Genomic DNA, 13,361 nt, shown 5'->3' on the forward strand with positions numbered 1-13,361 from the left:
TTACGCCTAGATTGTGCTTATTTTAAACGACAACTCAAAATATAAACAAAGATCAACAGACCCTATTCTACGATCTAGATCGAAAAATAGGTTTAATCTGTTTGTCGCTTGATTTTTCTTACGCCATTATTCGTTTAAGACAAGAAAAATAAATCAACATTTTTGTTTGTTTTTCTTGACGAAATAATCATTTTTGTTTATTTTCAATTTATCTTAAAACCACGGGGGAAGGATGAAACAAAGTGAGTTTTTAAGATGGCTAATTGCGCAGGGTGTTGAGAAAAAAGAGGGCTCAAATCATATCAGATTGTATCTTAACGGCAAACAATCGGTGCTCCCTCGTCATCCGTCGAAAGAGATAAAAACGGGGACAGTTCAGGCAGTTAAGAAGCAATTAGGTCTTAAGTAATATAAATTTTTGGCTGTTAATCGGTAAGAGGTAATGATGTTCTATCCGGCAAAATTTGATAAAGAGGGTGACGGTTATAATGTCACTTTTCGTGATATTCCCGAAGCGATTACTTGCGGTGATGATTTGGACGATGCATTTTTTATGGCAAAAGATGCGTTATTGACTGCAATGGATTTCTATTTTGAAGATCATCGTGCTGTGCCTTCACCAAGTGCGTTACAGGAGGGAGAATATCTGATTGAATTGCCGCTCAGTGTGGCGGCAAAAGTGTTACTGTTAAATGAAATGATCGCACAAAATATTAGTAATGTGGAATTGGCAAGGCGTATTAAAGTAAAACCGCAGGAAATGCAGCGGATCACAAATTTAAACCACACCACCAAAATTGACACGATCGGACGTGCATTTTCAGCTTTAGGCAAGAAGCTTAATTTAAGTGTTAGTTTGTCATAATGGATAATAACGTTATTTTTCCCTAACCAGATATCCCTAACCAGAGGAAGTTTATTCCCTTGGTTAGGGACACTACTCTAGAACTGCTGGATTGTATTCAAGGCTTCTTCTGCGCCACGGCGATTGCCGCCATAGGGAATCACAAGAGTAAAACTGGTTTTCTGCTCGGTTAAATATTGCAATTCTAAAAAAGCAGTTTCAGTAATATGGCTGGTGGAGGTTGATTTACTGCCGAAGTTATAACCAAATGATGAGCCAAATACCGCGACACTGCCTTTATGCTTCGTTGTGGTGTGAACGGTTGATTCCCGCTCCACTTTTGCGGAAATTAACTTTGTTTTATCAAAGATAAGCGGTTCATAATCAGTCTGTTGGTTATTAATAAACAGTAATTTGTTGGCGGTATCAATGGCAAAAAGGCTAGGTGGTACTTTTGATTGCTGCGATAAGGTGATGGAAATGCCGGATTCTCTAAGCTGTTCATTCATTAATTTCAGACAACGAGTATATTGTAGATTGGCATAGGTTAAATTGATAATACCGAAAACCAGTTTAATTAAGAACAGGGCGACAAAAATAGAGATGATTAAGGTAATAATGCCATTGGCCAAACCTTGGATAAAATTCTCGACCACAATTAAACCAAAGAAAGCAATAATAACCCAAAATAGGATACGATAAACCCAATTAACTTGGTTGAGCATTTTTAGGATTTGCTGTGATTTATTTTGTTGCATAATGATCCCTTAAAGAAGAAAATAGACAGTTTTGTTATCCTACTTTAAAAAGGGGGGGGGGATGTCAAGCGCAACGATGCTTTTATTATTAATTTGTTAATCTGAAAAGAAAAAGTGACTTTTGAACCGATTAAATTAGCGATAATGATTCTTTAGATTGGCAGCGTCTCTCGTTTGATCTTCCCCATTCCATAGCGTATATTACGCAGATTATTTTTTGCTATAAGTAGGAATCTCATGCCGTCCGTTAATCAATCGGCGTTGGTGGGTTACAGCGCAGCGCAGATGTATCAATTGGTTAATAATTACGAACAATATCCGGAATTTCTGCCGGGTTGCGTTGCCAGCCAAACATTGGTTAGCAATGAAAACGAATTGACGGCGCAGCTGGTGATCAGCAAAGCCGGAATTAGCCAACAATTTACCACCCGCAACACTATGCAACCGAATAAACAGATCCAAATGCAGTTGGTTGAAGGGCCGTTCCGTTTCTTACAAGGCTATTGGCAGTTTGATGAAATTGATGAACACAGCTGCCAAATTCGGTTGAAACTCGATTTTGAATTTTCCAGTGCGCTAATCAGTGCGGTATTCGGCAAAATTTTTGAACAGCTGACGATGAAGATGATTGATGCGTTTAAACAGCGCGCCAAAGAGGTGTACGATGTCTGAACCAACGACAGTAGACAACATTACGATTCAAATTGCGTATGCGCTACCGGACAGCTATTTTTTGCAAAGTTATCAAGTTGAACCGGGCACGATTATCCAAAATGCGATTCTACAATCGGGAATTTTGGAACAGTATAAAGAGATTGATCTGCGCAGCAATACCGTTGGCATTTTTAGTCGTTTGGCAAAATTGACCGATGTGTTGCAAGATGGCGATCGGATTGAAATTTACCGTCCGTTGCTGGCCGATCCGAAAGAGATTCGTCGTAAGCGTGCCGAGCAGCAAAAACAAGAATTAGAAGCGCAAAAGGCGCAAGAAAAACAACAACGTGCCGAAGCCAAAGCGCTGGCTAAAAAAGAACTGTCAAAATAAATTAAAAGGATAACCTCATGTCAAAAATCGCTTATTGTCTTCCGAATGAAATCAGTGCCGAGCAGTTTCTTGCACAATATTGGCAGAAAAAGCCCCTGTTGATCAAAAACGGCTTGCCGCAAATCGTTGGCTTGCTTGAGCCGCAAGATATTATTGACTTGGCTCAGCAGGATGATGTGACGGCACGCTTGTTGAAAACCGAACAAGATCCGCAGGGTGAAGAGCGGTGGACACTGAAAACCAGCCCATTAAACAAAAAAGATTTCAGCAAATTGCCGCCGCAATGGTCGGTGCTGGTGCAAAATTTGGAACAGTGGTCACCGGAGTTGGGTGAATTATGGCAAGCATTTGGTTTTATTCCGCAATGGCAGCGTGACGATATTATGGTGTCGTATGCACCGCAAGGCGGATCGGTCGGGCGGCATTATGATGAATACGATGTATTTTTAGTGCAGGCTTACGGACATCGTCGTTGGCAGCTCGGCAAATGGTGCGACCCGAGCACCGAATTTAAACCGAACCAACCGATTCGAATTTTTGATGAGATGGGCGATTTGTTGCTGGATGAAGTGATGGCGCCGGGCGATGTGCTGTATGTGCCGTCACGTTTGTCGCATTACGGCGTGGCGCAGGACGACTGTTTGACGGTGTCGTTCGGGTTGCGTTATCCGAATTTGGGCGACTTGATCGACAATATCAATGATGCGATCTGCCATCCAACACCGCACTTTAATCCGGCAGCGTTGAATATTCCGTTGCGTTTGTCGCCAAATGCCCAACCATTGGCGCAACTGGATCCGGCCATGGTGCAGAATATGAAACAGCAATTGCTGGATCATCTGAGTCAGTCGCCAGAGTTTGATCGATTATTTCAGCATGCGGTGGCAACTGCGGTCAGCAGCCGTCGTTATGAGTTATTACAATCGGACGATGAATTTTATCCGGAAGAATTGAGCGAGATGTTGCAAGACGGTGCGACCATTCAGCAGGACAGCAACAGTAAAATACTTTACACCGAACAGCCGTTTGCATTGTACGTCAATGGCGAGTGGTTAGACGAGTTAAGTGAACTGGAAAGTGCGGTTTTAAAAGATCTGGCAAACGGCGTTGTGTTGGATTGGGCGGCTTTGCAAGGTTATGTTGCAAATTGTGATGATGAAATGGCGCAGAATCTGTTGCTGGATTCACTGTGCAGTTGGTTGGAAAACGGTTGGTTGGTGTTGGGGGAGTAGGTTTATTTATTGCTACTGTTATTTCGCTTTGCGGAGACTTTCTTTTAAATTTTACACCCTCTAAGGTGGTTCACAAGGGAAGCAGAAAAATACGACGCAAAGTATGAGATTTTAAAAATAGAAAGAAAAATGAAAGTGAGGTGAGTTTGGTTTTAAATTCCCCATCTGTAGTGCCTGAGCGTTTGCGTGAAGATTTCAAGGTCAATTTGTCGTGTTCGAAGCCTGCGTAGCAGGCAAGTTTACAAATTGACCGTAGAAATTAGCAAAGGCGAAGAGTCGCACTACAACTGGGGTCGCCTTTCTTTGGCTTACTTTTCTTTGGCGAAGCAAAGAAAAGTAAGTCGCCATCGGCGAAATCCGATAGTTAACTTAAGATAAAAGATAAAAATACGAAAATAATCATATAATAACGGTAATCCCATGCAAAACACCATCTACTCCGTCAGTCAACTCAATCAAACCGCACGCTTGTTGCTCGAAGGGCAGCTTGGGCATATTTGGCTGACCGGGGAGATTTCCAACTTCAGCCAACCGGTGTCCGGGCATTGGTATCTCAGCCTCAAAGATGAAAATGCACAACTGCGCTGTGCCATGTTCCGCATGAAAAACAGTCGAGTGGGTTTTCGTCCGCAGAACGGCATGCAAGTGCTGGTGCGTGGAACGGTTAGCTTGTATGAACCGCGCGGTGATTACCAACTGATTATTGACAGCATGCAACCTGCCGGTGACGGCTTATTACAGCAACAATTTGAACAACTGAAACAAAAGCTAGCTGCGGAAGGCTTGTTTGCACAACAACGCAAAAAACCGATACCGCACTTTAATCGCCGGATTGGCATTGTGACCTCGAAGAGCGGGGCGGCGCTGCAAGATATTTTGCAGGTGCTGCAACGGCGCGATCCCAGTTTAGAAGTGGTGATCTACCCGACGCAAGTGCAAGGCAAAGATGCCACAGGGGAGATTGTACAAATGATCGAACTGGCAAATATTCGCCAAGAAGCGGATGTGCTGATTGTCGGGCGTGGCGGCGGTTCGTTGGAAGATTTGTGGTGCTTTAATGAAGAAGCGGTGGCAAGAGCGATTTTTGCCTCGCAGATCCCGATTATCAGCGCCGTCGGACATGAAACCGATGTGACGATTGCCGATTTTGTGGCTGATCTACGCGCACCAACGCCGTCAGCAGCGGCGGAGATGGTTAGCCGCGATCATAAAGAACTGCTGCAACGCTTACAATATAACCTACAACATTTAGAAATGGCGTTTGATCGCTTATTCAATCGCCAACAACAACGGTTGGAACGCTTAAGACTACGCCTTGCCAACCAGCATCCAAGCAAACAACTGGCATTTCAGCGCCAGCAAAATGCACAATTGCTCTGGCGTTTAAAACAAGCGCTGACTAAACAGCTGGATCGCAAGATTAATCGTCACGCTAATTTACAGCAGCGACTACAGCAAAATCCATTGCGTTATCCTATCGGACAACGGCAGCAGCATCTGCAACAATGGAAAGTGCGGTTAGCGACTGCGATTGAAAAGAATATGAGCGTTAAACAGTACCAATTTTCCGGTGCTTGTGCCAAGTTGAACAGCTTAAGCCCGCTGAATGTGCTGGCACGGGGCTATTCGATCAGCCAAAATGCACAAGGCAAGGCGATTGTGGACAGTCGCCAGTTACGTTTGGGGGACAACATCACCACTCGTTTCAGCCGTGGCGCAGTGGTGAGTCGCGTGATTGACATTTCGCCGGATACGTCGGACGCATAGTGGCGCTTAAGCAAATTTTAACAAATTTCTGCTATGCTTTAGTGGCGAACTGATTATAATAGTCGCCCGCTAACGCATTTTACTTTATTTAAAGCAACATTTACTCACAGGAACATGGTATGTCAAAAATGAAAGATACGCGCGAACGCCTGTCGCATATCACTCTCTCACTGCATTGGTTAATTGCCTTTTTTATTCTCGGCTTGATGAGCTTAGGGGTTTATATGACTGAAACCAGCAGTTATGATTTGTACCCTACCCATAAATCGTTGGGCATTTTTATCTTTTTCTTTATTGTGATCCGTGCGTTATGGCGCTGGAAAAACGGCTGGCCGCAACCCGTTGCACAACACAAAAACTGGGAAGAGGCTTTGGCAAAATTGGTGCATTGGGTTTTGATTTTAGGCACATTGGCATTCCCTATTTCCGGCATGTTGCTCTCGATCGGTGGTGGGCATGGGCTGCAACTGTTTGGTTTGGATTTGGTGTCGGCAAATCTAGTGGACGGTCAGCGTCAAACGTTAAATCCGGGCTTGGCGAGTATTGCCGGTGAAGTTCACGAAAGCCTGCTGCCCATTATGCTGGCAGCGATTTTGTTGCATGTTGCTGGCGCATTGAAACACCATATTATCGATAAAAACAATACCTTAAAACGGATGCTGGGTTTTAAAAACCAATAATCATCAAATTACCTGACGGGCGGCAATTGCCGCCCTGATTATTTTCTTAAGAATAGATTTCACCGCATTTTGCTTGCGTATCTGTCAGAGATCGCACCACTCCTCATATTTTTCCAATAAAAGATCCTAATTATTGCGATTTGGATCGCAGGAAAATATTGAAAACATTTTCCTCATTATTTTTACTTTTATGCTTTCACTGAAACAGAGAGGGAATTATTGATTTTCGTACTTGGTACGAGTATTATAAATTTAATTGGAAATCGCTATCGTGGCAGAAAAATTCTTAACGTTTATTGAAACCCCGATTTTTACTGAAGATCGAAAAGCTTTGCTATCGGAAGATGAATATCGGCAATTTCAAGAGTATTTGCTGGAGCATTATGATCTCGGCGATATTATGCCTCAGACAGGTGGGTGTCGAAAAATTCGCTGGAAGCTGAGAGATAACCATAGAGGGAAAAGTGCTGGTGTGCGGATTATTTATTATCTGCTGATGCCGAAAGAGCGGTTGTATCTATTGATGATGTATCCTAAAAGTGCAAAACAAAATCTGACTATGTCAGAAAAATGGATATTAAAGCAACTTACTGCACAATTAAAAGAGGAAAAATAACCATGAAAGCGCATTTTTTCGAGCGTTTAAGAACCAGCGTAGAGCAAATGATCGCAATTGAAACAGGCGAGTTGAACGTTGCAGAAGAATATATTCACACGGTAAAAATTCCCGATGTAAAAAATTTGCGAATAGCTCAGCGGTTAAAACAGCAGGAGTTTGCTCAAATGCTAGGCGTTAGTCTTTCTTTGGTGCAATCATGGGAGTTGAATCGCCGGATTCCAAATGGTCCGGCACTCAAGCTGTTGATTATGCTTGAGCGTCAACCACAACTGTTTGAAACCTTAAAAGCATTATAACCGCGCTATTTTAGCAAATGCCTCAAGCTCTGCTTCGCAACCAACCTTTCAATCGTTCCACGCCTTCGTGCATATGGGCAATCTCACGGGTGTAGGCAAAACGCAGGTAGTGCTTGGTGCCGTTTGTGCCGAAGTCGATGCCCGGGGTGGTGGCCACTTGGATTTCAGCGAGCATTTCTTTGGCGAAGCGATAACTGTCATCGGTGTAATGTGATACGTCCGCCCATAGATAAAACGCCCCTTGCGGTTTAAATTCGATGGTAAAAAGCTGTTTTAGTTCGTTATATAGATAGTCCCGCCGTTCACGGAACGTGCTTTGGATTTGGGCTAAATACGCATGATCAAACGCTTCTAATGCGCCGTATTGGCTCAAGGTCGGTGCACAGATAAAGATATTCTGTGCAATAATTTCTGCTTCCCGCACTTTGTGTTGCGGCACGATAATCCAGCCTAAGCGCGCACCGGGCATGCAGAAATATTTGGAAAAGCCGTTGATCACATACGCATCAGGATTGAATTGCAGTGCGGTGGCTGCTTGTTCTTCATAAACTAAGCCGTGATACAGTTCGTCGGAAATAAACGCGATTTCATGCTGACGGCAATATTCATTTAAGGCTTGCAAATTTTCAGCGCTGTAAATATTACCGGTCGGATTGGCAGGGGAAGAAATCTGCAAGGCGCGGATTTTTTCGGTTTGCGCTTGCAGCTGGGCGACAGTTAATTGATAGCAACTGCTTTTATCAACCGCGATAAAGTGCGGTTCGACTTCCATCATGTGGGCAAAATTTTTGTAGCAGGGATAAGCAGGATCGGTTAAACCCAGTTTATCGCCGTCTGCCAGCGTCAACGCATAAGCAATCAAAAAAGCGCCGCTGGTGCCCGGTGTGAGCAGCACACGTTCCGGGGCGATGTCGATTTGATAAGTGCTGCGATAATATTGGCAAATTTTCTCACGCAGCGCATATAAGCCTAAACTTTCGGTGTAGCTGAAACGGTTATCTTCGACCGCACTTTGCAATGCGGCTTTCACCTTAGGCGACGGTGGCAGATCGGGCTGCCCGATTTCAAAATGAATGGCATTCGGGTATTTCCCCGCTTCACGCACAATATCCATTACAATAAACGCACTCATTTTGTCATACCGCATCATCTCTCCTTGCTTGTCAATAAAAAATTGTTGCCATGCTACGGCAATCACGGCAGGAGCTCAAGCCCAATGTAGGAAAAAATAGCAGCGGAAAAAGCGAAAGAAAAAATTCACAACTCAAATGAAGATCTGTATAATCCGAGCGCAATATTTTTACTTCAACTTTCCAATCAGAGAGATATTGCCATGCTAAGAGTCGTGAAAGAAGCCTTAACCTTCGATGATGTTTTATTGCTTCCTGCCCATTCCACTGTTTTGCCTAATACCGCAGATTTATCCACTTATTTGACCAAAGACATCCGCTTAAATATTCCGGTTTTATCGGCGGCGATGGACACTGTCACCGAAGCAAAATTGGCGATCTCCCTTGCGCAAGAGGGCGGCATCGGTTTTATCCATAAAAATATGAGCATCGAACGCCAAGCGGATCGCGTGCGTCGTGTGAAAAAATTTGAAAGCGGGATTGTGAGCGATCCGATCACAGTGCGCCCAGACATGAGTTTGCGCGATTTGGCAGTATTAAGCAAAAAGAATGGCTTTGCTGGCTATCCGGTCACCACTGAAAATGGCGAATTGGTCGGAATTGTCACCGGGCGAGATGTGCGTTTTGTGACTGACTTGGATCGTCCGGTGACGTCGGTGATGACGACGAAAGAGCGGTTGGTGACAGTGAAAGAAAATGAGCCGCGCGAAGAGGCGTTTTCGTTAATGCACGCTCATCGGATTGAAAAAGTGTTGGTGGTCAACGATGCATTTAAACTGGTTGGTATGATCACCCTTAAAGATTACCAAAAAGCCGAAAGTAAACCGAATGCCTGTAAAGACAAATTTGGCCGCTTGCGGGTCGGGGCAGCCGTTGGTGCCGCACCAGGTAATGAAAGCCGAATTGAGGCGTTGGTAGAAGCCGGCGTTGATGTGCTGTTGATTGATTCCTCGCACGGCCATTCCGAAGGTGTGTTGCAACGGGTGCGTGAAACCCGTGCTAAATATCCTGAACTAGCGATTGTGGCGGGCAACGTTGCGACCGCAGCCGGTGCGATTGCGTTGGCGGATGCTGGAGCAAGTGCGGTCAAAGTCGGGATTGGACCGGGATCAATTTGCACCACCCGTATTGTAACTGGTGTTGGCGTGCCGCAAATCACCGCAATCGCCGATGCGGCAGAAGCGCTGCAAGGGCGTGGCATTCCTGTGATCGCTGACGGGGGCATCCGCTATTCCGGTGATTTAGCCAAAGCGATTGCCGCCGGGGCGTCTTGCGTGATGATGGGGTCAATGTTGGCGGGCACAGAAGAAGCGCCGGGTGAAATCGAACTGTATCAAGGTCGTGCATTCAAAGCCTATCGAGGCATGGGGTCATTAGGTGCGATGACCAAAGGCTCGTCTGATCGCTATTTCCAATCGGATAATGCCGCCGATAAACTCGTGCCGGAAGGGATTGAAGGACGCATTCCATACAAAGGGCTGCTGAAAGAGATTATCCATCAGCAAATGGGCGGCTTGCGTTCGTGCATGGGGTTAACCGGCTGCGCCACGATCGAAGAACTGCGAACCAAAGCGGAATTCGTCAAAATCAGCGGCGCCGGCATCAAAGAGAGCCATGTGCATGATGTCACGATTACCAAAGAAGCGCCGAATTATCGTTCGCTATAAGGCTTAAAGTGCGGTTTTTCAATGATCGCTGATAAAAATAGATAAGGTATCGAGAGGAGATGTGATGAAGACTACCACCCATTACTCAGCTCTTGTTGAACATATTGGCAAGCTGTTACAACAAGGTCGTTCACAGGCAGCGCAGTCGGTTAATACTATTTTGGTACAAACTTATTGGCTGATTGGTCAGCATATTGTGCTATTTGAGCAAGGTGGGCAGGAAAAGTCGGTTTATGGTAGTAAATTATTAGAGCAATTAGCCAAAGATTTAACTGAACGTTACGGTAAAGGTTTTAGTCGCTCAAATTTATTTCAAATCAGGCAATTTTATCTTGGTTACTCAAAAGTCCAGACGGTGTCTGGACAATTCAAATTGAGCTGGAGCCATTACGTTGAAATTCTTAAAACTAATCACCCTTTAGAAATCAGCTTTTACACCAAGCAAGCCGAAAAAGAAAACTGGAGTGTGCGTGAATTAAAGCGTCAAATGAAAAGTATGCTTTTTCATCGTTTAGCGTTGAGCAAAGATAAAGCAGGCGTATTATCCCTAGCGGAAAAAGGACAAGAAATTCAGCAACCTGAAGATATCATTAAAGATCCTTTTGTATTGGAATTTCTAAATATTCCGCAAGCGCATCAATATTTAGAAACGGAGTTAGAACAACAGTTAATAACTAATTTACAACAATTTTTATTAGAGCTTGGTAAGGGATTCGCCTTTATCGGTCGCCAATATAAAATTTCACTTGGTGGTAAGCATTTTTATGTAGATTTAGTCTTTTATCACCGCATACTCAAATGCTTTGTACTGATTGATTTAAAGCGTGGTGAACTGAGCCATCAAGATATTGGGCAAATGAATTTATATCTCAACTATTTCCAAAAAGAGGAAAATGTTGCAGATGATAATCTTCCGATTGGGATCGTTTTGGGGGCATACAAAGACCGAATTTTGGTAGAATATGCCCTTGAAAATATGACTAATCAGCTTTTTGTGAGCAAGTATCAGCTTTATTTGCCCGATAAAAAACAGCTTGAACATGAACTGCAAAAATTACTGACCTATTAAAAGATGATTTATCCAACTTTAGAGAACAATAGATGAACAACATTCACCAACATAAAATTTTAATTCTGGACTTCGGTTCGCAATATACCCAACTGATTGCCCGTCGGGTGCGTGAAATCGGCGTATATTGCGAATTGTGGGCTTGGGATGTGTCTGAGCAGGATATTCGTGATTTTAATCCGAGCGGGATTATTCTTTCCGGTGGCCCGGAAAGCACCACCGAAGATAACAGCCCACGCGCACCAGCGTATGTGTTTAACGCCGGCGTACCGGTGCTGGGTATTTGCTATGGTATGCAAACCATGGCAATGCAGTTGGGCGGTTTGACTGAAAATTCTGATCACCGTGAATTTGGTTATGCCTCTGTGGAATTGCAAGCGGCGGACAGTTTGTTTGCCGATTTGCAAGACAGTTTATCGCAAAACGGTGTATCACAATTAGATGTCTGGATGAGCCACGGCGACAAAGTGACCCGCTTGCCGCAAGATTTCCAAATCACCGCCATCACACCCACTTGCCCGATTGCAGCGATGTCGGACGAAAATCGTCGTTTTTACGGGGTGCAGTTCCACCCGGAAGTCACCCACACCAAGAGCGGTCTGGCACTATTGCAAAATTTTGTCCTGAAGATTTGCGGCTGCGAAAACCGCTGGACGGCAGAAAATATTATCGAAGATGCGGTGGCACGGATCAAAGCACAAGTGGGCGATGACGAAGTGATTTTGGGCTTGTCCGGTGGTGTGGATTCGTCGGTGACCGCACTTTTACTGCATCGCGCGATTGGCAAAAATTTGCATTGCGTATTTGTCGATAACGGCTTGTTGCGTTTGCACGAAGCGGAGCAAGTGATGGAGATGTTCGGCGATAAATTCGGGTTGAATATTATTCATGTCAATGCCGAAGATCGTTTTTTAAACGAACTGGCAGGTGTCGCCGATCCGGAAGCCAAGCGCAAAGTGATCGGCAAAGTGTTTGTGGACGTGTTTGACGAAGAATCGCATAAACAAGCCAATGTGAAATGGCTGGCGCAAGGCACGATTTATCCCGATGTGATCGAATCCGCCGCCTCAAAAACCGGCAAAGCACATGTGATTAAATCGCACCACAATGTCGGTGGTTTGCCGGATTACATGAAGTTGGGTTTGGTTGAGCCGTTAAAAGAGCTGTTTAAAGACGAGGTGCGTAAAATCGGTTTAGCGTTGGGGTTACCATACGAAATGCTATACCGCCATCCGTTCCCGGGGCCAGGTTTAGGCGTGCGGGTGTTGGGCGAAGTGAAAAAAGAGTATTGCGATATTCTGCGCCGTGCCGATGCGATTTTTATCGAAGAACTGCACAACGCCGATTGGTATCACAAAGTCAGTCAAGCCTTCACAGTGTTCTTGCCGGTGAAATCGGTTGGCGTGATGGGCGACGGGCGCAAATATGATTGGGTCGTCTCGATTCGCGCCGTGGAAACCATTGATTTCATGACCGCTCATTGGGCGCACTTGCCGTATGATTTGCTTGGTAAAATCTCTAACCGTATCATCAATGAAGTGAGCGGCATTTCGCGCGTGGTGTATGATATCAGTGGTAAACCGCCTGCGACGATTGAGTGGGAATAGCTTTTATAATCAATAAAAAAGCCTCGAATTTCGAGGCTTTTTTATCCAGACTGCTGACAAAGTCCTAGACATTTTACTAGGACTTTGATCTAATAAGGAAAAGCCTTTTAAGGAGTTTCCGATGTTAAAGCCGCCTCCCTCTAATCAATCCAAACTCGAAATGGTCACGCTTGAACAACTCGTGCCGAAAGACCATTTAGTGCGCAAAATCGACCAAGCCATTGATTTTGAATTTATTCGCGATGAAGTAGCTCATCTCTATTGCCATAATAATGGTCGCCCCGCCATTGACCCGGTACGCCTATTCAAAATGATGCTGCTCGGCTATATTTTCGGCATTAAGAGTGAACGTCAATTGGTCAAAGAAGTTGAAGTCAATATGGCGTATCGTTGGTTTCTCAGAATGACTATCACCGAAAAAGTCATTGATGCCAGCACCTTAAGCCAAAACCGTCTTCGGCGATTTAACGGTACTGACGTGTTTGAACGGATTTTTATGCCCATCTTTTTCCTAGCCATTGAGAAAGGCGTGGTCGGTGGCAAGCATTGGTTTACCGACAGTACGCATTTAAAAGCCAATGCCAACAAAAACAAAGCCACCAATGAACGGCGTGAGATTAAAGACAGTGCTTATCTTGAGATGCTCA

The 13,361-nt window shown here is 44.6% G+C and carries 15 protein-coding genes; 13 read left to right on the forward strand and 2 right to left on the reverse strand.

Features of this window, described 5'->3' with window-relative positions; translation table 11 throughout:
- The first annotated feature begins 232 nt into the window (after nucleotides 1-232).
- Nucleotides 233-409: a type II toxin-antitoxin system HicA family toxin gene (locus FHQ30_RS03895; protein ID WP_139608618.1), complete on the forward strand. Its 177-nt coding sequence runs from the start codon at nucleotides 233-235 to the stop codon at nucleotides 407-409.
- Nucleotides 410-442: 33 nt separating this feature from the next.
- Nucleotides 443-865, forward strand: coding sequence for a type II toxin-antitoxin system HicB family antitoxin (locus FHQ30_RS03900; protein ID WP_139611028.1), 423 nt, complete (start codon nucleotides 443-445; stop codon nucleotides 863-865).
- Nucleotides 866-942: 77 nt separating this feature from the next.
- Here the strand turns inward: FHQ30_RS03900 and FHQ30_RS03905 are convergent, their stop codons facing one another.
- Nucleotides 943-1,602: a hypothetical protein gene (locus tag FHQ30_RS03905; protein ID WP_139611027.1), complete on the reverse strand. Its 660-nt coding sequence runs from the start codon at nucleotides 1,600-1,602 to the stop codon at nucleotides 943-945.
- Nucleotides 1,603-1,839: 237 nt separating this feature from the next.
- On the opposite strand from FHQ30_RS03905, the gene FHQ30_RS03910 reads away from it, so the two are divergent.
- The 7 genes from FHQ30_RS03910 to nadS all read left to right on the forward strand — a co-directional run bounded on the left by FHQ30_RS03910 (nucleotide 1,840) and on the right by nadS (nucleotide 7,241).
- Entirely contained in the window at nucleotides 1,840-2,274 is a 435-nt protein-coding gene (locus FHQ30_RS03910; RefSeq protein ID WP_139611026.1) for a type II toxin-antitoxin system RatA family toxin, read from the forward strand.
- Nucleotides 2,267-2,647 carry an RnfH family protein gene (locus tag FHQ30_RS03915; RefSeq protein WP_326480848.1) on the forward strand — a complete coding sequence of 127 codons (381 nt, stop codon included), beginning with the start codon at nucleotides 2,267-2,269 and terminating at the stop codon, nucleotides 2,645-2,647. Before FHQ30_RS03910 ends, FHQ30_RS03915 begins: the two co-directional genes overlap by 8 nt.
- 17 nt (nucleotides 2,648-2,664) lie before the next feature.
- Nucleotides 2,665-3,879: a ribosomal protein uL16 3-hydroxylase gene (locus tag FHQ30_RS03920; RefSeq protein ID WP_139611024.1), complete on the forward strand. Its 1,215-nt coding sequence runs from the start codon at nucleotides 2,665-2,667 to the stop codon at nucleotides 3,877-3,879.
- A 420-nt stretch (nucleotides 3,880-4,299) separates the two neighbouring features.
- On the forward strand, nucleotides 4,300-5,646 hold the full coding sequence (xseA, locus tag FHQ30_RS03925; RefSeq protein WP_139611023.1) for an exodeoxyribonuclease VII large subunit: 1,347 nt from the start codon (nucleotides 4,300-4,302) through the stop codon (nucleotides 5,644-5,646).
- Nucleotides 5,647-5,765: 119 nt separating this feature from the next.
- On the forward strand, nucleotides 5,766-6,326 hold the full coding sequence (locus tag FHQ30_RS03930; protein WP_267963800.1) for a cytochrome b: 561 nt from the start codon (nucleotides 5,766-5,768) through the stop codon (nucleotides 6,324-6,326).
- A 271-nt stretch (nucleotides 6,327-6,597) separates the two neighbouring features.
- Complete coding sequence (locus FHQ30_RS03935; RefSeq protein WP_267963799.1) at nucleotides 6,598-6,942, forward strand: hypothetical protein; 345 nt, start codon at nucleotides 6,598-6,600, stop codon at nucleotides 6,940-6,942.
- Between the two features lie 2 nt (nucleotides 6,943-6,944).
- Entirely contained in the window at nucleotides 6,945-7,241 is a 297-nt protein-coding gene (gene nadS, locus FHQ30_RS03940) for a NadS family protein (protein ID WP_139611022.1), read from the forward strand.
- Nucleotides 7,242-7,263: 22 nt separating this feature from the next.
- Here the strand turns inward: nadS and FHQ30_RS03945 are convergent, their stop codons facing one another.
- Entirely contained in the window at nucleotides 7,264-8,439 is a 1,176-nt protein-coding gene (locus tag FHQ30_RS03945; RefSeq protein ID WP_267963798.1) for a pyridoxal phosphate-dependent aminotransferase, read from the reverse strand.
- Nucleotides 8,440-8,574: 135 nt separating this feature from the next.
- Between FHQ30_RS03945 and guaB the strand changes: the two genes are divergently transcribed.
- The 4 genes from guaB to FHQ30_RS03965 all read left to right on the forward strand — a co-directional run.
- Nucleotides 8,575-10,038, forward strand: a complete 1,464-nt coding sequence (guaB, locus tag FHQ30_RS03950) for an IMP dehydrogenase (RefSeq protein WP_139611021.1) — start codon at nucleotides 8,575-8,577, stop codon at nucleotides 10,036-10,038.
- Between the two features lie 64 nt (nucleotides 10,039-10,102).
- Entirely contained in the window at nucleotides 10,103-11,107 is a 1,005-nt protein-coding gene (locus tag FHQ30_RS03955) for a PDDEXK nuclease domain-containing protein (protein WP_139611020.1), read from the forward strand.
- A gap of 32 nt (nucleotides 11,108-11,139) precedes the next feature.
- Entirely contained in the window at nucleotides 11,140-12,714 is a 1,575-nt protein-coding gene (guaA, locus tag FHQ30_RS03960) for a glutamine-hydrolyzing GMP synthase (RefSeq protein WP_139611019.1), read from the forward strand.
- A gap of 121 nt (nucleotides 12,715-12,835) precedes the next feature.
- The coding region (locus FHQ30_RS03965; RefSeq protein ID WP_139625145.1) for a transposase at nucleotides 12,836-13,361 on the forward strand (526 nt) is incomplete at its 3' end.

It is taken from the genome of Testudinibacter sp. 'clade 2', from assembly GCF_006227735.1.
GTDB lineage: Bacteria > Pseudomonadota > Gammaproteobacteria > Enterobacterales > Pasteurellaceae > Chelonobacter.

What these genes read in the sequence shown, in the direction of transcription:
- FHQ30_RS03920 (WP_139611024.1), top strand. Translation starts at nt 2,665, where the DNA reads ATGTCAAAAATCGCTTATTGTCTTCCGAATGAAATCAGTGCCGAGCAG.
- nadS (WP_139611022.1), top strand. Translation starts at nt 6,945, where the DNA reads ATGAAAGCGCATTTTTTCGAGCGTTTAAGAACCAGCGTAGAGCAAATG.
- FHQ30_RS03930 (WP_267963800.1), top strand. Translation starts at nt 5,766, where the DNA reads ATGTCAAAAATGAAAGATACGCGCGAACGCCTGTCGCATATCACTCTC.
- FHQ30_RS03905 (WP_139611027.1), bottom strand. Translation starts at nt 1,602, where the DNA reads ATGCAACAAAATAAATCACAGCAAATCCTAAAAATGCTCAACCAAGTT.
- FHQ30_RS03895 (WP_139608618.1), top strand. Translation starts at nt 233, where the DNA reads ATGAAACAAAGTGAGTTTTTAAGATGGCTAATTGCGCAGGGTGTTGAG.
- guaA (WP_139611019.1), top strand. Translation starts at nt 11,140, where the DNA reads ATGAACAACATTCACCAACATAAAATTTTAATTCTGGACTTCGGTTCG.
- guaB (WP_139611021.1), top strand. Translation starts at nt 8,575, where the DNA reads ATGCTAAGAGTCGTGAAAGAAGCCTTAACCTTCGATGATGTTTTATTG.
- FHQ30_RS03910 (WP_139611026.1), top strand. Translation starts at nt 1,840, where the DNA reads ATGCCGTCCGTTAATCAATCGGCGTTGGTGGGTTACAGCGCAGCGCAG.
- FHQ30_RS03900 (WP_139611028.1), top strand. Translation starts at nt 443, where the DNA reads ATGATGTTCTATCCGGCAAAATTTGATAAAGAGGGTGACGGTTATAAT.
- xseA (WP_139611023.1), top strand. Translation starts at nt 4,300, where the DNA reads ATGCAAAACACCATCTACTCCGTCAGTCAACTCAATCAAACCGCACGC.
- FHQ30_RS03955 (WP_139611020.1), top strand. Translation starts at nt 10,103, where the DNA reads ATGAAGACTACCACCCATTACTCAGCTCTTGTTGAACATATTGGCAAG.
- FHQ30_RS03915 (WP_326480848.1), top strand. Translation starts at nt 2,267, where the DNA reads ATGTCTGAACCAACGACAGTAGACAACATTACGATTCAAATTGCGTAT.